22 protein-coding genes are annotated in these 22,422 nt (G+C 39.5%); 12 read left to right on the forward strand and 10 right to left on the reverse strand.

The window, feature by feature from the left end; genetic code table 11:
• Positions 1-82: 82 nt before the first annotated feature.
• Genes rpsB through rplM form a run of 3 tightly spaced genes read right to left on the reverse strand, consistent with a single transcriptional unit; the run spans position 83 to position 1,761 of the window.
• Positions 83-901, reverse strand: a complete 819-nt coding sequence (gene rpsB, locus FAZ19_RS06100; protein ID WP_136819841.1) for a 30S ribosomal protein S2 — start codon at positions 899-901, stop codon at positions 83-85.
• An 18-nt stretch (positions 902-919) separates the two neighbouring features.
• Positions 920-1,306 (reverse strand): 30S ribosomal protein S9, encoded by a 387-nt coding sequence (rpsI, locus tag FAZ19_RS06105; protein WP_136819842.1) that lies wholly within the window; start codon positions 1,304-1,306, stop codon positions 920-922.
• A gap of 11 nt (positions 1,307-1,317) precedes the next feature.
• Entirely contained in the window at positions 1,318-1,761 is a 444-nt protein-coding gene (rplM, locus tag FAZ19_RS06110; protein WP_136819843.1) for a 50S ribosomal protein L13, read from the reverse strand.
• Between the two features lie 217 nt (positions 1,762-1,978).
• Here rplM and FAZ19_RS06115 point away from each other — a divergent pair, with 217 nt between their 5' ends.
• The 5 genes from FAZ19_RS06115 (at position 1,979) to FAZ19_RS06135 (ending at position 7,700) form a co-directional block, all read left to right on the forward strand.
• Positions 1,979-3,688 (forward strand): tetratricopeptide repeat protein, encoded by a 1,710-nt coding sequence (locus FAZ19_RS06115; protein WP_136819844.1) that lies wholly within the window; start codon positions 1,979-1,981, stop codon positions 3,686-3,688.
• Entirely contained in the window at positions 3,678-4,451 is a 774-nt protein-coding gene (locus FAZ19_RS06120) for a DUF4292 domain-containing protein (protein ID WP_136819845.1), read from the forward strand. The genes FAZ19_RS06115 and FAZ19_RS06120 overlap by 11 nt, the downstream gene beginning before the upstream one ends.
• A gap of 97 nt (positions 4,452-4,548) precedes the next feature.
• Positions 4,549-5,814 carry a murein hydrolase activator EnvC family protein gene (locus tag FAZ19_RS06125; RefSeq protein WP_136819846.1) on the forward strand — a complete coding sequence of 422 codons (1,266 nt, stop codon included), beginning with the start codon at positions 4,549-4,551 and terminating at the stop codon, positions 5,812-5,814.
• Between the two features lie 73 nt (positions 5,815-5,887).
• On the forward strand, positions 5,888-6,100 hold the full coding sequence (tatA, locus tag FAZ19_RS06130) for a twin-arginine translocase TatA/TatE family subunit (RefSeq protein ID WP_136819847.1): 213 nt from the start codon (positions 5,888-5,890) through the stop codon (positions 6,098-6,100).
• Between the two features lie 166 nt (positions 6,101-6,266).
• Complete coding sequence (locus FAZ19_RS06135; RefSeq protein WP_136819848.1) at positions 6,267-7,700, forward strand: LysM peptidoglycan-binding domain-containing protein; 1,434 nt, start codon at positions 6,267-6,269, stop codon at positions 7,698-7,700.
• Positions 7,701-7,715: 15 nt separating this feature from the next.
• On the opposite strand, the gene FAZ19_RS06140 is transcribed toward FAZ19_RS06135, so the two are convergent.
• Positions 7,716-8,231: a phosphoribosyltransferase family protein gene (locus tag FAZ19_RS06140; RefSeq protein WP_136819849.1), complete on the reverse strand. Its 516-nt coding sequence runs from the start codon at positions 8,229-8,231 to the stop codon at positions 7,716-7,718.
• Positions 8,232-8,318: 87 nt separating this feature from the next.
• Entirely contained in the window at positions 8,319-8,906 is a 588-nt protein-coding gene (locus FAZ19_RS06145) for a C40 family peptidase (RefSeq protein ID WP_136819850.1), read from the reverse strand.
• Positions 8,907-9,395: 489 nt separating this feature from the next.
• Between FAZ19_RS06145 and thrA the strand changes: the two genes are divergently transcribed.
• From thrA to FAZ19_RS06165, 4 genes are all read left to right on the forward strand, one after another.
• Positions 9,396-11,843, forward strand: coding sequence for a bifunctional aspartate kinase/homoserine dehydrogenase I (gene thrA, locus FAZ19_RS06150; protein ID WP_136819851.1), 2,448 nt, complete (start codon positions 9,396-9,398; stop codon positions 11,841-11,843).
• A 106-nt stretch (positions 11,844-11,949) separates the two neighbouring features.
• Positions 11,950-12,933: a homoserine kinase gene (locus FAZ19_RS06155; RefSeq protein ID WP_373287725.1), complete on the forward strand. Its 984-nt coding sequence runs from the start codon at positions 11,950-11,952 to the stop codon at positions 12,931-12,933.
• Between the two features lie 145 nt (positions 12,934-13,078).
• Positions 13,079-14,386, forward strand: a complete 1,308-nt coding sequence (gene thrC / locus FAZ19_RS06160) for a threonine synthase (protein ID WP_136819852.1) — start codon at positions 13,079-13,081, stop codon at positions 14,384-14,386.
• A gap of 158 nt (positions 14,387-14,544) precedes the next feature.
• Positions 14,545-15,729: a class I SAM-dependent rRNA methyltransferase gene (locus tag FAZ19_RS06165; RefSeq protein WP_136819853.1), complete on the forward strand. Its 1,185-nt coding sequence runs from the start codon at positions 14,545-14,547 to the stop codon at positions 15,727-15,729.
• Here the strand turns inward: FAZ19_RS06165 and FAZ19_RS06170 are convergent.
• A complete protein-coding gene (locus tag FAZ19_RS06170) occupies positions 15,726-16,622 on the reverse strand; it encodes an EamA family transporter (RefSeq protein ID WP_136819854.1) in 897 nt (298 codons plus the stop codon). The two genes, FAZ19_RS06165 and FAZ19_RS06170, sit on opposite strands and share 4 nt — an antisense overlap.
• 71 nt (positions 16,623-16,693) lie before the next feature.
• On the opposite strand from FAZ19_RS06170, the gene FAZ19_RS06175 reads away from it, so the two are divergent.
• Both FAZ19_RS06175 and FAZ19_RS06180 read left to right on the forward strand, forming a co-directional pair.
• Positions 16,694-17,278, forward strand: coding sequence for a C40 family peptidase (locus FAZ19_RS06175; protein ID WP_229707425.1), 585 nt, complete (start codon positions 16,694-16,696; stop codon positions 17,276-17,278).
• Positions 17,279-17,484: 206 nt separating this feature from the next.
• The gene (locus tag FAZ19_RS06180) at positions 17,485-17,901 is read left to right on the forward strand and encodes a hypothetical protein (protein ID WP_136819855.1); all 417 of its coding nucleotides are present in this window, start codon (positions 17,485-17,487) and stop codon (positions 17,899-17,901) included.
• A 6-nt stretch (positions 17,902-17,907) separates the two neighbouring features.
• Here FAZ19_RS06180 and FAZ19_RS06185 read toward each other — a convergent pair whose 3' ends face one another.
• From FAZ19_RS06185 to FAZ19_RS06200, 4 genes are all read right to left on the reverse strand, one after another.
• Positions 17,908-19,293 (reverse strand): nucleoside permease, encoded by a 1,386-nt coding sequence (locus tag FAZ19_RS06185; RefSeq protein ID WP_136819856.1) that lies wholly within the window; start codon positions 19,291-19,293, stop codon positions 17,908-17,910.
• Between the two features lie 9 nt (positions 19,294-19,302).
• Positions 19,303-19,938 (reverse strand): bifunctional nuclease family protein, encoded by a 636-nt coding sequence (locus tag FAZ19_RS06190; protein WP_136819857.1) that lies wholly within the window; start codon positions 19,936-19,938, stop codon positions 19,303-19,305.
• Between the two features lie 106 nt (positions 19,939-20,044).
• Complete coding sequence (locus tag FAZ19_RS06195; RefSeq protein WP_136819858.1) at positions 20,045-21,019, reverse strand: electron transfer flavoprotein subunit alpha/FixB family protein; 975 nt, start codon at positions 21,017-21,019, stop codon at positions 20,045-20,047.
• A gap of 21 nt (positions 21,020-21,040) precedes the next feature.
• The gene (locus tag FAZ19_RS06200) at positions 21,041-21,781 is read right to left on the reverse strand and encodes an electron transfer flavoprotein subunit beta/FixA family protein (RefSeq protein ID WP_136819859.1); all 741 of its coding nucleotides are present in this window, start codon (positions 21,779-21,781) and stop codon (positions 21,041-21,043) included.
• A 220-nt stretch (positions 21,782-22,001) separates the two neighbouring features.
• On the opposite strand from FAZ19_RS06200, the gene FAZ19_RS06205 reads away from it, so the two are divergent.
• Positions 22,002-22,331, forward strand: a complete 330-nt coding sequence (locus FAZ19_RS06205) for a tetratricopeptide repeat protein (protein ID WP_136819860.1) — start codon at positions 22,002-22,004, stop codon at positions 22,329-22,331.
• The last annotated feature ends 91 nt before the right edge of the window (positions 22,332-22,422 follow it).

A 22,422-nucleotide genomic window follows, 5' to 3' on the forward strand; every position in this document is an offset into this window, starting at 1 on the left:
AAAAAGCCGGAAAGACATGATAGGTTAAGGAAGCCATTTCTTCCAGAAACCAACACTTGTCATTCCGGCTTAATATAGAATATTATTCTACGTCTTTTGCTTTACGAGTGCGTTTTCCAGCGTTAGCTTCAGTCGTTTCAGTAGCTTCACCACCGTTATCTACAGCTGCTTTTGCTGCTGCTGCTTCTTTTTCCGCATCTTCTTCTTTATCGCGTTTACGCTCTTCCAAACCTTCTTGTATCGCTTTACCAATAATTTCTGCGATTAAGCTGATAGATTTTGTCGCATCATCATTAGCAGGGATCGGGAAATCGATATTAGTAGGATCGGAGTTGGTATCTACCATTGCGAATGTAGGGATGTTCAATTTAATAGCTTCAGCTACAGCGATGTGTTCTTTTTTTACATCGATGATGAATAAAGCTGCTGGCAAACGGTTTAAGTCAGCGATACCACCCAAAAGTGTTTCTAACTTAATACGCTCCCGTTGAATCATCAATTTTTCTTTTTTAGATAATACATCATATGTACCATCTTTTTGCATTTTGTCAATGTTAGACATTTTTTTGATAGACTTACGCACTGTTGCGAAGTTTGTAAGCATACCACCCAACCAACGCTCCGTTATATACGGCATGTTTACCGTTCTAGCTTGTTGTGCGATGATTTCTTTAGCTTGTTTTTTCGTTGCTACGAATAAAACTTTACGACCTGACTTTACGATTTGTTTGATAGCTGAAGAAGCTTCTTCTAATTTCGTAAGTGTTTTGTTCAAGTCAATAATGTGGATACCGTTGCGTTCCATGAAAATGTACTTAGCCATTTTCGGATCCCATTTACGTGTAAGGTGACCAAAGTGCACACCTGCATCCAATAAATCTTGATAAGTTGTTCTTGCCATTTTTTGATCCTCCTTTGATTAACGTTTACTGAATTGGAATCTTTTACGTGCTTTCTTGCGTCCTGGTTTTTTACGTTCAACCATACGGTTATCACGCGTCATTAAACCTTTCGCACGTAATGCTGGTTTTGCTTCTGGGTCAAGTTCTACTAGCGCTTTAGCGATTGCTAAACGTACAGCTTCTGCTTGACCTTTAACGCCACCACCATGAACGTTAACTTTCACATCAAAAATTGCTAGTGACTCCGATACCGCTAAAGATTGCGTAACGATGTATTGCAAAGGCAATGTTGGAAAATATTGTTTGTAATCTTTACCGTTTACGGTAATGTTTCCGCTACCAGCACCTAAGTAGATACGGGCAACAGCGGTTTTTCTTCTTCCTGAAGTATTAGTTGTTGACATGGTTGATCTCCTTAAAATTTAACTGGTTTTGGGTTCTGTGCCTCATGTTTGTGCTCTGAACCGGCATAAACAAAAAGGTTTCTAAATAACTCACGTCCTAAACGATTTTTAGGAAGCATCCCACGTACCGCTTTTTCAATGATACGCTCAGGGTGTTTAGCCATTAATTCTTTTGGAGAAACAAAACGCTGACCACCTGGGTAGCCCGTGTAGCGAACATATACTTTGTCGCCTAATTTGTTTCCTGTCAACTTAATTTTGTCTGCATTAATAACGATCACGTTATCACCGCAGTCTACGTGTGGGGTAAATGTAGGCTTGTGTTTGCCACGAATTACTTTTGCAATTTCGCTGGCCAAGCGCCCCAAGATCTCGCCCTCAGCGTCAACAACGATCCACTCTTTGTTAACGGTGTTCTTGTTGGCAGAGACAGTTTTGTAACTTAACGTATTCACTTGCTTTTGTTTAATTTATTAATACTATTTATTCTCCGTTTGTAATCACTACAATTGGATTGCAAAGGTACAATTTTTATTTACAAATAATCAAGTGCATTTTGCTTTTTTGTGTTTAACATAATTTAGGATTTTTTATTTTAAACTTTTGTGGCTTACAACTATCATTTATTTGAAGGCAATATGTACCTTAGTAGAAACGAATATTTAAGATTTAATGAGTAAAATAACTAAAAGTTATACTTTACGCCTCTTGTTGATGTGTCTGTGCTGTGGGGTGTTTTTATCGATTACCGTAGGCCAAGAGCAAGCTAAGCCGTATAAAAATCAACTTAACGAAGTTGAGAACAAATTAAGAGTTGGGGATTTTGGAGGTGCAATTCAAGATTTAGATCAAATCACCTCACTGTATCCCGATGCCGCGGAAGTCTATTATGCTAAGGCATTGTTATATGGGCAAACCCAAAATTTTGATTTAGCTATTGATAATGCAAAATTAGCCTACGATAAAGAGCCTACCTTAGTTTATGCTAATTTTTTACTAGAGCTGCATAAAACGAATGGCGATATGCCCGCGGCAATCGGACTGTTGAGGCATTTGCGTGCAGAAAATCCAAATGATTCAAATATATCAAGGGAACTCATCATGACCCTGCATAATGCCGGACAATCACAGGATGCCCTGATCGTGTACGATGAACTGACAGCGAAAGCACCGTCTTCGGATACGCTGGATGTGATAAAAGCGGAAATATTAGTAGATTTAAAAAGAAACGAAGAGGCGAAGCAGCTTTTAAACCGATGGCGTGGTAAATCCAAAATAAGGCAGGTGTACAGTACGCTTGGTTTTATTTATCTACAAGAGGAAAATCCGAAGCAAGCAATTGCCATTATTCAGAAAGGAATCGATGAATCTAATGATCCTATTTTATATTTGGACCTAGCAGATGCGCACAAAGCATCGAAAAAATATAAATTGGCATTTGACGCCCTGATGCTCGCATTTAAATCGGACAAAGTAGATTTTTTCGATAAACATCGCGTATTAATTACGCTGATGGCACCGAAGAATCCAGAATTTTCATTAGATCAAGTACAACTTTTGGCCAATGAACTTGTTTTAAGGCATCCGCGTACCGCGGATAGTCATGTGTTGAAAGGGGAGATTCTGTGGCGACGAGGGAATACGCAAGAAGCACGTTCTTTATTTTTGACCGCGGTAGGTATTAATCCGAAGCACATTGATGCTTGGCGCATGCTCATTAATACTGATCTAGGATTGAATGAGGCTGATATCGCTGTACAGCATGGTATGGAAGCCTTAAATGTTAATCCTGGTAATGCCATGCTGATGTACTTCACTGGGCTTGCCTATATGGTGAAAGAAGATTTTGATAATTCGCGTAAGATGTTAGAGCTTGCTTTAGACAATAGTCTGAACGATAACACTTACCTACAATCCATTATCTACGCTTCATTAGGCGATCTGTATCATCAACTGAAAATGGAAGCCGCATCTGATGTCGCATATGAAGAGGCAATTCGGCTAGATAGTACAAATGTATCGGCGATGAATAATTTTGCTTATTATTTGTCGTTAAGGAAGAAGGATCTAGACAAGGCGGCTAAATATTCAAAGCTATCAAATGAGATAGAGCCTAATTCTTCGACGTTTCAAGATACATATGCCTGGGTGTTATTTCAACAGGGACATTATAAAGATGCATTGCTCTGGATTGAGAAAGCAATGGAGGGGCAAAATCCTTCGGCTGTTCTTTACGAACATTATGGTGATATATTGAGTAAGGTTGGAGATATTAAAGAAGCCGTCAAACAATGGGAAAAAGCATTGACGTTGACTTCGGATACGGGAACAGACAGCAATAAAGTGAAAATGAAAATTAGAGAAAAGAGATATGTGGAATAAATGGATAATTGGATTTTTGTGCCTTACGCTTTTTTCTGCTTGTGGTACCAAAAAAAAAGTAGCAAAATCGAACGTTGATGATCCCGGAACAGATACAAAAATAGCAGCAAATAGCAATTACACGTTGAATAATCTAGATTTTCACACGTTTTCTGGTAAGGCAAAGACTAAAGTGCTATTTGGAGATTCAAGTCAGGATGTTACCCTAAATATTCGAGTTCAGCGCGATAAAGCGATTTGGATTTCTGTAACGGCCCTATTGGGTATTGAAGTTGCCCGTATATTGATTACAGCAGATAGTGTGAAGATATTGAATAAGTTGCAAGGTGAATACATTGTTAAACCTTTTAGCTATATATATAAGTATACTACCGAAGGCGTAACATTTTCAACACTCCAAGATTTACTGTTGGCAAATGTTTCGCTTCCCTTGCTAAAAACAGAAAGTTTAACTGTCGCAAGTAGCGAGGATGAGGTACAACTCATAGGTGTGAAAGATAATCTTGCGTTTCATTACAGCCTGAACCAAAATGACAGACCCAAAGTTTTTCGGTTAAATACGATTGGTGCTAATGGGAAACTAGAAGCAGTTTATGGACGTTTTGTATCTACTGAGGGCTATGAGTTTCCTCAAACCCAGCAGCTGACATTAAATGCACAGACTATTAAAGTAGAAGCTTTATTAGATTATAATAAAGTAGAGTTTAATCAATCTATTGAGACTCCATTTACTGCCCCTAATCGATATAAAGTGATAAATTGATAGAAAAGCTGTTAAATCGATGGTTTTATTAGGCAGGAAAGGTAGATATGATTATTTTTGGAAGTTCGAAAAAATCAAATAAAGAAATTGTCCCTTCATGGATTTAAAAAAAATACTGTTTGGTATAGTCATTATATTTGTTTGCGGAAACTTCGCCTTCGGTCAAAGCTCTGCGGAACTGAAAAAGCAACGTGAGAAAATTGACGCGGAAATAACGCAATTGAATCAGATATTGCGTGAGAAGACCCAGGAAAAAATTCTTTCACAACGTGAGGTCAATGCGCTAAGCAGACAGTTGAATCTGCGGGAAGATAAGATTAGTACGATTAATAGTGAGCTGCGTCTTATCAACAATCAGATTTCTTCTAACACGAAGGCCGTAAGCGGATTGAAGGCGGAGCTTGAGAAGATGCGACAGGATTATGAAAAGATGGTCATGTTTGCGTTTCGGAATAAGAACGCATACAATAAAATGATGTTCATTTTTGCTTCTAAAGATTTTAATCAGGCTTTTAAACGTGTCAAATATCTGCAGCAGTTTAGCGATGCGCGAAAAATTAAAGCAGTTGAAATTGAAGAGACCCAAAAGCAAATAGAGTTAAAGATCGCGCAATTAGAGCAAGATAGAAAAACGCAAAATACGCTTCTTCGGGAGCAACAGGGAGAGCGTGACAAGATAGCGAAAGATCGATCAGCTCATGCTAGTGAATTAAGCAAGTTGGCTAAAGAAGAGCGCTCTTACAAAGGGCAGTTAACCAAGAAACAGCAAGAAAAGAAACGTATTGATGCGGCAATCAAATCTGCTATTGCGCGCGAGATCGCAGAAGAAAGGAGAAGGGCTGAGGCTGCGAGAAAAAAAGCGGCGGAAGAAGAAGCAAAACGTACGGGCAAAACAGTGGCAGAGGTAGAGAAGACAACGCCTAAAAAAACGGATAGTGAGATATTGAGATCGACCCCGGAAGCTGCGAAACTGTCTGCCGATTTCCAGTCCAATAGAGGTCGTCTTCCTTGGCCGGTGTCTCAAGGTAATATCGTCAAAGAATTTGGCCGTACCTCGGTCAACGGTGTCGTGACTGATAATCCGGATGTTGCAATACGGACGGCTTCTAATGCCGCAGTAAAAGCTGTTTTTGAAGGTGAGGTAGTACAAGTGATTGGCGAATATGTCGTAATCAAACATGGAGAGTATTTTACCTCTTACTCAAATTTGAAAAGTGTATCGGTACGCAGAGGTCAAAAAGTGAGTCGTGGACAACAGATTGGTGTGGCGGGTGACGACCCAGATGAAGGTTATCCAGTGGTCAACTTTGGTGTATTCCAAGGAACGCGGGAGTTGAACCCTTCCGGATGGATAGCTCGTTAAAATTATAATTTATAGAAATAAGTAGTTATATTTGTGAGATACACTCACGTTAGGTGAGCTAGAAAATTAAGATATGTACACATCAGGATTATTATTATTTGGATTGGGCGCACAAGAGATTGTCATTATTCTTGTTATCGTACTTCTACTGTTTGGAGGTAAAAAAATACCAGAATTGATGCGTGGATTGGGACGTGGAGTTAAGGAGTTCAAAGATGGACAAAAGGAAGACGATATCGCAAATAAAGATGCGCGAGATACCAATGAAAAAGTTAACAATCAATAAAAAATAACATTGATCGTTTGAGAGTTTCACTAAGCTAAAATCTTAATGAAACTCTTTTGTTTTTTCTGGATTTGTGTATCTCAATGGGCAGAAAGAACCTTCAATAGACTTTCATTACTGTTCGCTTCATTATGCGTCAGGAAGGTTTTTACTTAATATCGAAAGTATGATAAAATACAATGCGCTGTTATCTTTGGTTTTTTGTATTCCGTGCTTGCCCGTCATGGCTCAGGAGATTTTACTCGAAGATTACAAGACTGGAATCCAAAATTCCATGATAGAACTTATCGACATAAGTCAAGAACAGGCTTTTTCCCAATTAGATTCTATTCGTGAATTTATAGATCCGGATACTGGAAATGGATTAGAGGACGCTGGAATCCTAAAACGTCTACATGGAACTGTCAAGACTATTCCTTTAGATTATAACTCACAGGTGAAGTCATTTATCGATAAATATACGTCGAAAAATTACCTTCCTTACATGAACAAATTATTGGGCCTGAGTAATCACTTTTTTCCGATTTATGAACAAGTATTTGATGAAATGGGACTGCCGGAAGAAGTAAAATATCTTTCTGTTGTCGAGTCTTCCTTGGACCCACATTTAGTATCCAGGTCTGGTGCAGTTGGTCCGTGGCAGTTTATGTATGCTACGGCCAAGTCCTACAATCTGGATATGAATAATTATGTGGATGAGCGCAAGGATTTATATATATCTAGTTATGCGGTAACTCAATATCTCAAGGAAGCGCATGATCAATTTGGAGACTGGTTATTGGCATTGGCATCCTATAATTGTGGGAGGGGCTGTGTAATGCGTGCGATTCAACGCTCCGGCATTGCTGCGCCAAGTTTTTGGGAACTTTCACCTTACCTGCCGCGGGAGACACAAAATTATATCCCTAAGTATATCGCGATGACCTATGTGCTTAGTAACGCTGATTATTATGGATTGGTACCGACGGAAACCGACTTGGATTTAGAAAGTAAAATATTAATGGTTGATAAGCAGGTCGACTTGAGACAAGTCGCTTCAGCGATAAATATGCCATTAGAACGGGTGAGAAAGTTTAACCCTTCTTATAAAAAGGGTATTGTGAATGGTACGCCTGAAAAGCCAAAAAGACTTCTTCTTCCTGTTACCGAAAATATTAACGACAGCTTGTTGTACCTAGCTTTAAATGCGCCGTCTTCTTTATCTATTAGTCATGATATCGACAATTTCGCTTTAGCCAATGTGGATGAGAAGAGATATAAAGTAAAACGTGGCGAATCATTGTCTACTATTTCAAAGAAATTCGGGGTTTCTATTCAGAATTTACGAGCATGGAATGGACTTTCTACGGCGAGTTCCATTTCAGGCAGGACATTGTTTATCCAAAAGCCGGTTAATTCTACACTAGCCAAAAACGTAAAAGCAGTTTCTTCTTCGAGAGCTGCTACGACTACGATTGTATATACGGTAAAGAGAGGAGATTCATTAGATAGAATAGCCAATCAATATAAAGGTGTTACCGTGTCTAAGCTAAAAGCCGATAATAACTTGAAAAGCTCGCTTATCAAGCCAGGGATGAAATTAAAGATAAAAAAGGGATAAAAGGAAGAGGTGCAGTTAGGATAGCCAAGCTGCATCTTCTTCTTTATCAAACTCTTCCAGTACCACTTCTACATGTTCTTTCAGGATGGTAGATAGTTTAGTACCATAGTAATCACTGAATATAGGGAATATATGGTGGCTTCTATCAATTAAAACTGCTGTACGCATCTTTTTTAAGGGTACATTGATGAACACACCAAGTGCATAGGCTAAGGTCCGGCCACTATTCAATACGTCATCTACAATAATTACTACACTATTTTTAGCGACTTCTATTGGAGTATCTGTATTGGCATCTAAATTTCGTTTGTTTTTTTCAATGGTGACTTTAATAAGTTGGATGTCCTTTTCCGGAGCAATCTCTAAAAGAATACTGTAGAGCCGCTGGGCAAAGACATATCCTCTATCTGCTATCCCTACTAAGACAATGGCTTTTTCCTCAAAGTTGTCCTCCAGAATTTGATAGGCAATACGTCTTGATTTTTGCTTAATCTGCTCCTTATTTAGTATCAATGTTTTTTTAGTCGACATAGTCATTTCTTATCTATGTAAAAATAATGAAAAAGTCCGAATGTGCATAGCATCCGGACTTTTCAATCTCTAAATTAAAAGATTTGATTAATTTAGATTATTATCTTTATTTGTGTTATTAATATCAGCAGTCATGATACGATCTACTTCGTCTTTCTTAGGACGTCCTCCATTATAATAATAGCGGCTCCAATAAGGCTCGTTTAAGTTACTTACCATTACACCTTTGCTCGAAGAAGCATGTGCAAATTTATCATCACCCAGATAAACACCTACATGTGTAATGCTTCTACTTCTAATTTTAAAGAAAACTAGATCTCCAGCCTGTAAATCATTCTTACGTATAGGGGTTACATTAGCATACTGGTTTCGGCTGTTATAGCCTATTGTTGTATTGAATACATTCTCATATAGGGCAAGAGAGAACTTAGAACAATCAATGCCTCTTTTTGACGAACCTCCTAATCGGTATGGAGTGCCAAGCCAGTCGTATACAAATTGATAAAGTTTGGTGTTAGTAGTTGCTGAAACCGCAACTCCCATGATTTGAGAGAAGTATTCTTTTGCTAGGTTATCTGGATCAGATGTGCCTTTGTTTTTGTTTGTTGTTTGTGCTTGCGACACTAGACATAAGCCTATGAAGAGCATTCCTGCTACTAGTTTCTTTGTTTTCATTTAATCGCTATAATTTTACAACTTAATGCGTTGGTGTATTGTATTTTGTACATCAACTGTAGCGAAGATACTACATCTGTTTATACTACGCAACTCATTTTGTCTCTTTTTAACATACTTTTAACATTTTTAACATTTTAAGACCATGGTTATTACGGAGACGGTAGCGCGTTACTACGGGTTTGAAATAGATTTATACTCAATTTTAACCTCTTTGAATGATCTGGATTGAAGACGTGTTATTTTTTTTAAAAAAAATTGTCATTTCGCAAGTAAAGTCTTATCTTTATGCAAAATTTATAAATAAGTATGCGATTTAGCACAATTAATTCAATAATTATTATTACCACCGGCTATAGTTTTCGGAGGAGGTAATCTGTTGTCTTAAAAAGTGTACAGTAAATATTAGAAAGACCTTCCTCCATTCGGGAAGGTCTTTTTTAGTTTACATTAATTAGGAAAACAAACTAAAACATAATATAATAAATAATGAAAGTCTTAAAATTTGGAGGAACATCAGTCGGTTCGGTAGAGAGCATAAAATCTGTTTTAGACATCGTTAAGGGGGCATACGATGCTGGAGAGAAACCGTTAGTCGTTTTGTCCGCCATGTCTGGCGTTACTAATCTGTTAACATCCATGGCAGAGCATGCTGCAGAAAGGAAGGAATTTGAGTCAGATTTAAAATTATTAGAAGAGCGTCACTTTGATGTTGTCAGGAAATTAATAGCTGTCAAATTTCAGAATCCTGTTTTTACAAAGTTAAAACTCCTTATCAATGAATTAGAGGAAATTTTGCAGGGTGTCTCTGCGCTAAAAGAACTAAGTCATCAAAGTAAGGATCTGATCGTTTCCTTTGGAGAGCGTTTCTCCAATTATATGGTTTCTAAGATAATGGAACAATATATTGCAGAATCAACTTTTATAGACGCTTCCCATTACATTAAGACCGATTCAAATTTTGGACATGCGCATGTAAATGAAGTATTGACAAATCAACTCGTGCAAGCGCTGGCGCATACACACGTTGATAAATTGTTGTTTGTAACGGGCTTTATTGGTTCTAATGAAAGCGGCAGGGTGACTACTTTGGGCAGAGGTGGATCCGACTATACCGCGGCTATATTTGGATCAATCTTAAATGCAAGTGCGATAGAAATATGGACAGATGTGAATGGCATGTTGACTGCTGATCCGCGGATTGTAAAAAAAGCATTTTCTCTTCCTATTTTGTCGTATACAGAGGCTATGGAGCTTTCATACTTTGGCGCTAAAGTAATCTACCCGCCAACCATGATTCCCGCATTTTTAAAGAAGATTCCAATTGTGATCCGTAATACGTTTGAACCTGAATTTGCGGGTACGGTAATACAATTCGATTCCGGAAAATCCGATTACCCGATAAAAGGTATTTCATCCATTTCGGATATTTCAGTGATTAATTTGTCGGGAAGCGGCATGATCGGTAAATCAGGTTTTAGCGGAAGGTTATTCACGTTATTGGCCCGTGAGCAGATTAATGTCGTTTTAATTACACAATCATCTTCCGAACACAGTATCACGTTTGCGGTACATCCCGATGATGCGCAGAAGGCGTTAGCATTAATAAAGAATGAATTCGAACTCGAATTAGAAGCGAACAAGTTAGATCTGCCGGAAATCGAAGGGAATCTTTCTGTTCTTGCTGTTGTTGGCGAGAATATGAAGCGCACGCCCGGAATGGCGGGAAGACTGTTCTATGCCTTGGGGCGGAATGGAATCAATGTCCGCGCTATAGCGCAAGGTTCGTCTGAGTTTAATATCTCGGTTATTATCAAGAAGGATAACCTCGCCAAAGCGTTGAATGCCGTGCATGATGCCTTTTTCGCTGAATTGAATAAAACATTATATGTATTTAACCTCGGAACGGGCAATATTGGTGCTACGCTATTCAAACAGTTGCATGAGCAGCACGATTTCCTTTTAGATAGTAATGATATTGAGATTAAAGTGGTTGGTGTCTCCAATTCTCGAAAGATGTTATTTGATGGAAATGGTATTGATTTGGCCACTTGGAAAGATACATTGGAATCAGATGGTGAAATTGCCGATCTTTCTACATTCATCGAGCGGATGAAAGGTATGAATTTACCAAACTGTGTTTTTGTCGATAATACGGCAAGCAAGCTGCCGTCTACGTATTATGAAGAGATTTTCAAAGCGAATATATCGATTGTAACATGTAATAAAATTGCTAATTCAGGGGATTACGCACAATATAAATTATTGCACGATACTGCTCGAAGACATGGCGTAGACTTTTTTTATGAAACGAATGTTGGTGCGGGATTACCCATTGTACGTGTTTTAAAAGATTTGATGCTGAGTGGTGACCGGCTGCTGAAAATTGAAGCCATCCTTTCAGGTACAATATCCTATATTTTCAATAATTTTACTGGAGATGCTTCGTTCTATGATGTGGTCAAAAAGGCACAAGAACTGGGGTATACCGAACCTGATCCACGTGATGATTTGGGTGGAGTAGATTTTATGCGTAAGATGCTGATCCTCGCTAGAGATGCTGGAAATGTGATTGAACCAAGTGAGGTCGAATTGGGGAATATTCTGCCCGAAGCTTGCCTTCATGCTACTTCGGTTGATGATTTCTATGTCGAGCTATTGAAAGCAGAACAGTATTTTAATGATTTAAAAAATAAGGCGCTACAAGAAAATAAAGTTATTCGCTATATTGGAAAGCTGGAAAATGGAAAGGTAAGTATTTCGATGCAGATGGTGGATGAAAAGCATCCCTTCTACGCATTGTCAGGAAGTGATAATATCATCTCGTTTACGACAGAACGTTATAAAGATAGACCATTGGTAGTAAAAGGTCCTGGTGCAGGAGCGGAAGTTACAGCAGGGGGAGTGTTTGCTGATTTAGTCAATGTAGGCGCTTAGATTTAGTGTTAAGTAGTTATTAGCGAGTATTTAGATGTGTGGGCAAAATTGTTTTGTCTGAAAAAGTAAGTAGTTATGGAATATATCAGTCTGTATAATTGTAAAAATGATGAGCAAAAATAAAGTAGATAAAAAAATAGATTTTGCTAAAATTCTTGACAACGTTCGAGTTTTTGCTCCCGCGACTGTAGCGAACATGATATGTGGGTTTGATATACTGGGATTTGCAGTAGACAAACCTGGAGACGAAGTTAAAATGTATCGTGTAGACGAGCCTGGAGTGCGCATTCGCTCTATAGAAGGAGATGATGGACGATTGCCACTTGATGCAGACAAGAATACAGTAAGTGCCTGTGTTAAGCTATTACTGGTGGATTTGGGTATTGATAAAGAAATCGGTGTTGAGATCGATTTGATAAAACATATGCCAATAGGAAGCGGATTAGGCTCTAGTTCGGCGAGTACGGTGGCCGGATTATTCGCTATTAATGCGCTATTGGGCAATCCGCTAACTAAAGAGGAGTTGATGCCCTATTGCGTAGAAGGTGAACGCTTGGCCTGTGGGCATGGGCATGCAGACAATGTTGCACCTGCATTGATGGGCGGTATTACCCTGATTCGTGGGTATGACCCGCTCGATGTCATCAAGCTTCCCGTTCCGGAGGATTTATACGCAGGCATTGTTTTTCCACAAGTAGATGTGCCGACCCGGGACGCACGTCAGCTCATAAAAGAAAAAGTTCTGCTAAAGGATGCTGTTGTTCAATGGGGTAATATCGCCGGCCTTATCTCTGGTTTATATCAATCTGATTATGCCCTGATAAGTCGGAGTATGCACGATGTACTTATAGAACCTACCCGCGCCATTCTGATTCCCGAATTTTACGAAATGAAACGTATTGCGCTAGAGGAAGGCGCATTAAGCTTTGGTATTTCGGGTTCAGGACCTTCTGTAGTAGCTATTACCAAAGGACAGGCTATAGCGGAACGAATTACTGAAAAGATCCAGCAACATTTGACAAAAAACGAAATCGATAGCTTTAAATATGTTTCTTCTGTTAACGTAGAAGGACCGAAGGTTTTACTATAAGTAAATGTACTTATAGCACCGTCATTGCGAACAGGAGGCACGATGGTGACGCAATCTTTTTACTAAAAAGATGTATTCCTACGGAGTGGTTGTTCTTTTCTGGAACCAGCTGCTTTTTTATTTGATATGAGTAAAATAACTAAAAATGAAACTATACAGTACCAACAATAAAAATTTACGCGTTCCTTTTCAGGAAGCTGTTTTCAATGCATTGCCAGTAGACAACGGACTTTATATGCCAGAGGTAATACCGCGATTGGATCCCTTATTTATCAGGGATATACAACAATACTCATTGCAAGAGATCGCATTTTATATCGCGAATGCCTTAATAGGTGATGATATTCCCGAGAGCGATTTGAAAGCCATTGTCGAAGATGCCATTAATTTTGATGCCCCTGTAAAATTCCTCAGCGCAGAAACTGCTGTCTTGGAGTTATTTCACGGACCTTCTTACGCTTTTAAAGATTTTGGTGCACGTTTTATGAGTCGTGTGATGGCATACTTCTCGAAGAAAGGTGAAAAACTATTAGACGTTTTAGTCGCCACTTCCGGGGATACTGGCGGCGCAGTAGCATTAGGTTTCCTAGGTGTAGAGGGTACACGTGTCACCATTTTATACCCTAAAGGGAAAGTGTCTAAAGTGCAGGAGGAACAACTTACTACCAATGGACAAAACATAAGGGCGTTAGAAGTAAACGGAACATTCGATGACTGCCAAGCCTTGGTAAAGCAGGCCTTTAATGACATATCCTTAAATGAAGAATTACGTTTGACATCCGCCAATTCCATTAATATAGCTCGTTTGATTCCACAGACGTTCTATTACTTTTGGGCCTATGCGCAGTTAAAGGCACAGGGAGTGAGAGATGTTGTCTTTACCGTACCAAGTGGTAACTTTGGGAATATAGGTGCAGGTCTGTTGGCGTATAAAATGGGACTTCCCGTTAAGCACTTTGTGGCAGCTACCAATGTAAATGATACGGTTCCCCGCTTCCTAAAGTCAGGTATGTACGATCCAAAGCCTTCTATCCAGACGCTGGCGAATGCCATGGATGTGGGCAATCCAAGTAATTGGGTACGAATACAAGATCTATTTGCAGGTAATTTAGACGAGCTGAGAGGAATGATCTCCTCGTATACCTATGATGACCAACAAACCAAGGAGGCTATGGATGAATTATATGAGAAGTACAATTACATCGCGTGTCCTCATACCGCAATCGCTTATTTAGCCTCCAAAGCGTATAAAATCGAAAACCATGGAGAGTATGCATCCGTATTTTTGTCGACGGCTCATCCTTGTAAATTTCCAGATGCGATATCAGAGACCGTTTTTTCTGAAATAGAACTTCCAGAAGGGGCAAAATCCTTATACGGTAAAGAGAAACTTGTAGAGGAACTTGAAGTAGACTACGAAAGCTTTAAAAGCTTTCTCCTTGAAAATAACTAAATACTATAATGGGTGGGAACTTTTCCACCCATTATAAAGCTATTTGGTTGAGATAAAAACATATCCTACTTTTGTGTCGAAGAAACCACCATGATTATTCAGATTACACAGTGGGATAAATAAACCGAGCTTGCGAGCTCACGAAGTAATTTTTACGGATGAAAAAAGTAATCCTGAATAAGGGAAAAGATAAAGCTGCTTGGCAGTTGCATCCTTGGGTGTTCTCCGGAGCAGTACACCGAGTTATAGCAGAGCCAAAAAATGGAGATGTGGTATCAGTGTATAATAACGAGGACGAGTTTATAGCATTTGGTATATATAACAATACTTCCAGGGTGGCTGTGCGTTTATTGGAATGGCATCCAGACCGCGAAATTAACGAAGAATGGTGGCGTAATCGCGTGCGCAATGCTGTAAATAGCCGTTTGCATTTGTTATCCGAAGAGAATGATACCGTGCGTTTGATTTTTGCAGAAGCAGATTTTCTGCCTGGATTAATTGCAGATAAGTATGCTGATTATATATCGGTGCAGGTTCATGCGGCCGGCCTAGAACAGGTAAAGGCAATTATTATCGATGAGCTTGTTCAGCTGCTGAAACCGAACGGTATCTATGAGCGAAGCGATCTCAAATCCAGAGAGCACGAGGGATTGTCCGACCGTAACGGTCTGTTGTATGGAACAGTGCCTCCAGAGTTTGTTGCCATCGTTGAAAACGGGATTAAATATCAGGTCAATATTCTTGAAGGGCAAAAATCGGGATTCTATTGTGATCAACGTGATAATAGATTACTTACGGCGAAGTATGTAAAAGGGAAAGATGTTTTAGACTGTTTTTCGTATTCAGGTGGTTTTACCTTGAATGCGCTACGTGGAGGAGCCTCTCATGTTACAGCAGTAGATAGCTCAGCGCTGGCAATCGATACCCTACGACAAAACATACAATTGAATGGATTTGATGCCCTTCAATACACTGCTGTTCAATCCGACGTTAATAAATACTTACGTCAATTAGGAGAAGATAAGGTAAGGTTTGACCTTATTGTACTTGATCCGCCTAAATATGCACCTTCGAGATCTGCGTTGGAAAAAGCTTCCCGAGCCTATAAAGATTTGAATCGGCGAGCGCTGATGCTCCTCGAAAGTGGAGGACTGTTGGCCACGTTTTCCTGTTCTGGGGCAATGGATATCGATACCTTCAAACAGGTACTTGCCTGGGCAGCCTTAGATGCTGGCAAAGAGATACAGTTTATCAGGCAATTCCATCAACCCGAAGACCATCCGGTACGAGCTTCATTTTCAGAAGGGGAATATCTTAAAGGGTTATTGGTGCGAGTGGTTTAATTATGCTGCGGTTTGTTCCTGATATTGATCCAGACAATTATGCCTAAAATGGCCAATACCCCGGCCCATTGTAAGGTGCTTACTTGTTCATGCAATACATAAAAAGACATGCCTACTGCTACAGGTAGCTCTACGGCAGATAGTATGCTACCTAGTGATACACCCGTTTTGGGCATGCCATATGCAAACAGTACAGGTGGAAAAATGGTGCCAAAGAAAGCCAAAAGTAAGCCATATTGAACTATTGATATGTCGGTGGAAGAGTGCAATAGTGAAATGGGTTGTAGTATTAGCGCAATTAAAATAAATGCACCCGTCACCATAAGTGCACTCTTCTGGATAGGGGGGTAGTCGTTTCCTACCTTACCATTTACGATTATAAAAATGGCATATGCTGTAGCTGCCGAGAGTCCATAGACTACGCCCGCAAGATCCAGCTTTTCGACGGTATCCTGAAAAACTCCTGTTGCGAATAATGTTGCGAAAAGGATTAGTATGATCCCAATACCTTCTTTTTGACTGGGCTTTTGCTTAAGGATCAATAGGTTGATGAGTGCGCTGATCCAAATGTATTGCATCAATAAGACAATAGCTACGGAAGCAGGTATGAGCCCTACACACTTATAATATAGAATACTGACCATGCCCGTGGAAAATCCTGCAAAAATGATCTTCCAGTAGTTCGTTTTTTTTGAATACAGTTTGATTTTTCTGGAGAATCGGCGAGTGATAAAATGTAATGCCCACAAAAATAACATGCCGAAAACAGCTTGAATTCCTGTAACTTCAGCTAATGAAAAGCCTTGAGCGTAGGCCTGCTTAACAAAAGTAGACAAAATTCCAAAGCTAGCCGCTCCCAAAAAAACAGCAATAGCACCCTTAAATTGTTCCATGTCTGCTAAATTAAATAACAATTGTGGAAAAAAGACAGTTTTATTCTCCGTGTTGAGCCAATACATTTGCGATGATGAATAGAAATAAGATTCAACGAATTACGTTTATTGCGGCATGTGTTATACTTTGTATATTGGTGAGCTCTTGTGGGGCTAGGAAAAAAACGTATTCCTATGGAAAACCTCCGACAGGTCGAAATACTACAGAACCCTCACCGAGGGATACAAAACACTCGGGAAATACTTTGTCGTATTACGCAGACGTATTGGGAGTGAATCCCAGAGAGATGAACAGTTCCCTGTATTCATTTATCGATAATTGGATGGGGATACCACATCGTCTAGGGGGATTGAGTAAAAATGGTGTGGATTGTTCGGCTTTTGTAGGTATGATATATCAGGAAGTGTATCGCAAGAATCTACCGCGCACCTCTAGAGATATGGCGGAAATAATAAAACGTAAATATGATGATCAATTACGAGAGGGAGATCTGGTGTTTTTCTCCTTTGGAGGAAAGAATATAGATCATGTGGGGATTTACTTGCACAACGGGAAATTTGTCCATGTTTCTACGAAGAAGGGTGTGATGATTTCCAATTTAAAAGAGGCTTGGTATTATAAGTATCTAACACGTTGCGGTACACCCAGTATTTAAGGACTGTGTTCGTCTGAAATGCTGCTACTATCTTAGGAGCTATTCAATAAGTCTAATATCTCAACTCTAACATCTCACATCTAAATACTTTATCGTAGCTTTGTATACAATATATTTTAGTTATGTCGGATAAAACCAAGAGAATTTTTTTAGCTATTTGTATCATAGTGCCCTTTGTTGTGTACTGTGTCGTTTATTATTCTTCAATGATCAAAAATGCACCCTTTCGCTTTTCTGACTTTGAATCTATCGAATTGACTTACGGTACAACAGATTCTTTGTTAAATAGCTTCGATTCTAAAAGTGGTGACTATCAATATTTGACAAATGATAACAAGCTCGTAAAGGATACGTTGAAGATGAGAGACGATGATTTATTGTATCTGCATCGTAAGGCTCAGGAATTAGGATTCTGGAACGTAGACGACGATATGACGACTAAGCGGGATGCTGATAATCCAGGATCAAGTATACCTCGTTACATTTTAAAGTTCACCTATAAAGATAAATCAAAAGAAGTTGTTTTAGATGCAGATTACGAAGGTAATCCGAAAATGAAAGATGCCGCTAAGTCCACTATTGATCATTTAATGACTATGCTCGCAGAAGTGAAGGCGAGATAAGCAGTATTAGTGATGGGTTTTGCCAATTTGTTCGCTTTGTTGGTGCTTGTGTTTGAATAGCACTGCAAATGCAATGGCAATCACAAGCGTATAGATAGCGAATGCAATCCAGATATGATACCAATCTTTTAAGTGGATGGCGCGATCAAACGCGCCATTTCCATTTGAAATACTTACACCTCTTGAAGAGATGAAATTTAATAAATTGGGATTGTCGGCTGTGGTATCAAGGTAGCGTGATATGGAGCTGAGATCAGCAAAAGACAAGGTGTAATACTTATCAATAAGCCATCCCGATACGAGCGACCCAAATACGGCTCCAAATCCGTTGGTCATCATCATGAATAAGCCTTGTGCAGAAGACCTTATTTTTGAATCTGTTGTGGTCTCTACGAAAAGAGAGCCTGAAATATTAAAAAAATCGAATGCCATCCCATATACGATGCAGGACATGATAATCATCCATAATCCATCAAAGGGATCTCCGTAAGCAAATAACCCAAACCTTAGTACCCAGGCGACCATCGATATAAGCATCACGTGTTTTATTCCAAACTTTTGTAGAAAGAAAGGGATCGCTAAGATGAATAGTGTTTCCGAAATCTGAGAAATAGACATAATAATTGTGGAATACTTCACCACAAAAGCATTCGCGTATTTCGGGTAAAACTTAAATTCATCGAGAAAAACATCCCCATATGCATTGGTTAATTGTAGAGCCGCCCCCAAAAACATGGAAAAGATAAAAAATAAAGCCATTTTATAATTTCCGAACAATTTAAATGCTTCCAAGCCAAGCAACTGGGCGATACTTGCGTTGTCTTTTGTCAGATGTTGAGGAGGGCACTTCGGGATGAAGAAAAGTGAATAGGCAGCGAGCGTAATAGATCCCCCTGCTGCGATATAAAATTGATATTCAGTTGCCTTATTTCCAGTTAAATTGGTTATCCACATCGCCACGATGAAACCTATCGTTCCCCATACTCGAATAGGAGGGAAAGCTTTAATGAGATTATAGTGACCTTGTGTTAGCGCCGTATATGCAATAGAATTGGATAGCGCTAGGGTAGGCATGTAACAGCACATGGCTGCAAGCATGATGTTAAAGAATGTCGAAGGATCGTCAATCTGTGTAAGGTAGATCAGGCATAAGGCATATGAAAAATGGAGTACTATATATAGGCGTTCGGCATTGACCCATCGATCTGCAATAATACCCATTAATGTGGGCATGAAAAGTGAGGCAATCCCCATGGTGGAAAAAATAGCTCCAAATTGTGTTCCGTCCCATTGCTTTGTCCCAAACCAATAATTTGCTATTGTAATTAACCAAGCTCCCCACACAAAGAATTGCAGGAAATTCATGATGGTCAGCCTTAACTTTATAGACATATATATATGTTATGATTTTCTACGGTCGATTTCGTCTCGAATCTTAGCTGCAGTTTCATACTGCTCATTCTCAATAGCTTTTTGGAGTGTGTTTTCTAACTGTTCGTCAGTTAGAGAGGCGTAGGGGGATATTTCAGGCTTACTAAGCGGTTGTTCCTTTTGTTTTTCTTTTGGTGTCGGAGGTGTAACTGCCTCTGCCGGAGAACTGATGTTCTCCAAAAAAGCGAAATCGTTGCTTTCTATGACGATTCCGGCAGAAGACATGATAAAGTCGTAAGTGAAAATAGGAGAATCAAAGCGTACCGCTAAGGCAACGGCATCTGACGTACGTGCGTCAATTTCTGTCGTCTTTCCATCTCTTACACAACTGATTTTGGCAAAAAAGATTCCATCCACCAAATTGTAAATTAATACCTCGTTGATATTGATTTCGAAAGTTTCAGCAAAGGATTTAAAAAGGTCATGCGTGAGCGGACGACTTGGTGTCATCTTTTCTATTTCGACTGCAATAGACTGCGCTTCAGCACTTCCAATAATAATAGGTAGTCTACGGTTACCATTCACCTCTCCCAATACCAACGCATATGCGCCTGACTGTGTCTGACTATATGACAAGCCTACAATATCTAGCTTAATTTTCTTCATTCTAAACACCTTACGGTACTACAAAGATGTAAAATATTCGTGGCAAATAAAAAGACCTGGGCAGTTTTTTGCGCAGGTCTCTCCATAATTATTATAACGTCGTATGCTAATTTCCTTTGTGTGTTTTAAGCGCAGCAATAAGCTGGGGTACGATAACCAAAGCATCGCCAACTATCCCATAATCCGCTACTTTGAAGAATGGCGCCTCAGGGTCTTTATTGATCACGACAATTGTTTTGGAGGAGCTTACGCCAGCAAGGTGCTGTATTGCCCCTGAAATGCCTATTGCAATATAAAGATTAGGACTTACGACTATTCCGGTTTGACCGACATGTTCTGCATGTGGTCTCCATCCAGCGTCAGACACGGGTTTGGAGCATGCTGTAGCTGCACCTAGTACATTTGCAAGCTCCTCTATCATTCCCCAATTCTCCGGGCCTTTAAGTCCCCGTCCTGCAGAAACAACAATCTCCGCCTCAGGAAGAGATATTTTATCCGTAGCACGTACGATTTCTTTTACTACGGTGTTAAAATCTGTCGCTGCGATGTCAGGAACAAAATTTTCTATTTGTGCTGACGTTTTACGCTCTTCTACTTCGAATGAATTTGGAGATAAGGTAATCACTTTAATTGGCGAATTCAGGGTTACCGTGACGATCGCTTTACTTGAAAAAGCCGTTCTCTTGATCTCCACTGCTTCACCGTTAAAAGCGGCGATACTTATTGCATTGGATACTAACCCCGCTTCCAGCTTTGCTGCGATGCGCGGAGCTAGACCTTTTCCAGTAAATGAGTTAGATAATACGACAGTATCTGCTTGCTCTTTGTGTGTAGCAACGGCAATTATAGAAGCATATGCCTGATTGACAAACGATTTAAGGTTATCACTCGTCACTGTTAAGATTTTACTGATTCCGTAGTTTTCCAGCTTTTGCAATTCGGAATTGGAGACATCTCCTATGGAAATAGCTATGGCTTGTACTTGTCGTAGATTGGCTATTTGTGCCGCATAGGATGCCACCTCAAAAGCTGATTTTTTTAGTAACCCTTCTGTATTTTCGATATATACTATTACTGACATGTCGATTCTTAATTTACGTGATTAAATAACTTTTGCCTCGGTATGTAATAAGTTTACTAACTCATGTACATTGCTTTCTTCTATCAATTTGACGCTACCACGGGTGGGTGGCGTTTCATAACTACTGAAGGATGTTAAGGCTTCTACAGCGATCGGTTCGATCACTTCCAACGATTTCGAACGAGCGCCCATAATGCCTCTCATATTCGGGATTTTTGGCTCGGCAACCCCCTCGGCAGTACCGACAACAACAGGGAAGCTTGCCGTCAAAACTTCTTTCCCACCTTCTATCTCGCGTTCGATAGTTACTTCCTTATTTTCAATAGTCAACTTTTTAGCAATGGACACTGAAGGAATGGAAAGAAGCTCGCCGACCATCGCAGGTACCTGTGCTCCGTTGTAGTCAATCGACTCCCGTCCGGTTAAAATTAAGTCAAAATCATTCTTCTTTGCGTATTCGGCAATTTGGTTGGCGACAAACCAGGCGTCCTTAGGCGTCGCATTTACACGTATTGCCTGGTCAGCACCAATGGCAAGCGCTTTACGTATGGTGGGCTCTGTCGAAGCCTCACCTACATTGATTACGGTAACTGTTCCGTTTGCTCCTCCATTCACAAGATCTACAGCTTTAGAAAGTGCGATTTCATCATATGGATTGATAATGTATTGAATGCCAGCGTTATTAAATTCGCTGTTGTTATTTGTAAAAGTTATTTTAGATGTTGTGTCGGGAACATTGCTGATGCAAACTAATATCTTCATAATTAATAGCGTTTTATACAAACCTACTATTTTATCCGAATTTACCTTCGTTGTCTACGTCAATTTTTTGTCATTTTGTATGCTAGCATAGTAATTTCTAAAAGTAGTTTAGTTCAATTCCGTCCTTCTGCAAATCTGCCTGATTTAATACTTCATCAATCGTCGTTTTGTTTTTATATTGGATTAAGTTAATTTGCGAACATCGTAGAGATTATATTTTATGGATAGATTAACACAACTGTTGTCGTTTGTAGCAGAAAGTCCTCAAGATCCTTTCTTGAGATATGCACTTACTATGGAATACCTGAAAGTCGAGGATATGGAAAAAGCAGGACAGGGATTTAGAGATTTGGTAGAAAATTTTTCGGATTATGTAGGGACATATTATCATTATGGGAAGTTTTTGGAAAAACAAGACAAGAAAGAGGAGGCGCTAAATATCTATCAGCAGGGAATGCTAGTGGCTCGTGAAATGAGGAATATGCACGCTCTGGGAGAATTACAGAACGCGTACAATCTGGCATTGGGGTTTGAAGATGATGATTACTAATGGCTAAATGTGGGTGAATTCCGTTTATAGCGGAAAAATCATGCTTTTACTAAACTTTGGTATTCTTTTTGAATGGTATAGGCAAATGAAG

Source organism: Sphingobacterium alkalisoli, from assembly GCF_005049105.1.
Classification (GTDB): domain Bacteria; phylum Bacteroidota; class Bacteroidia; order Sphingobacteriales; family Sphingobacteriaceae; genus Sphingobacterium; species Sphingobacterium alkalisoli.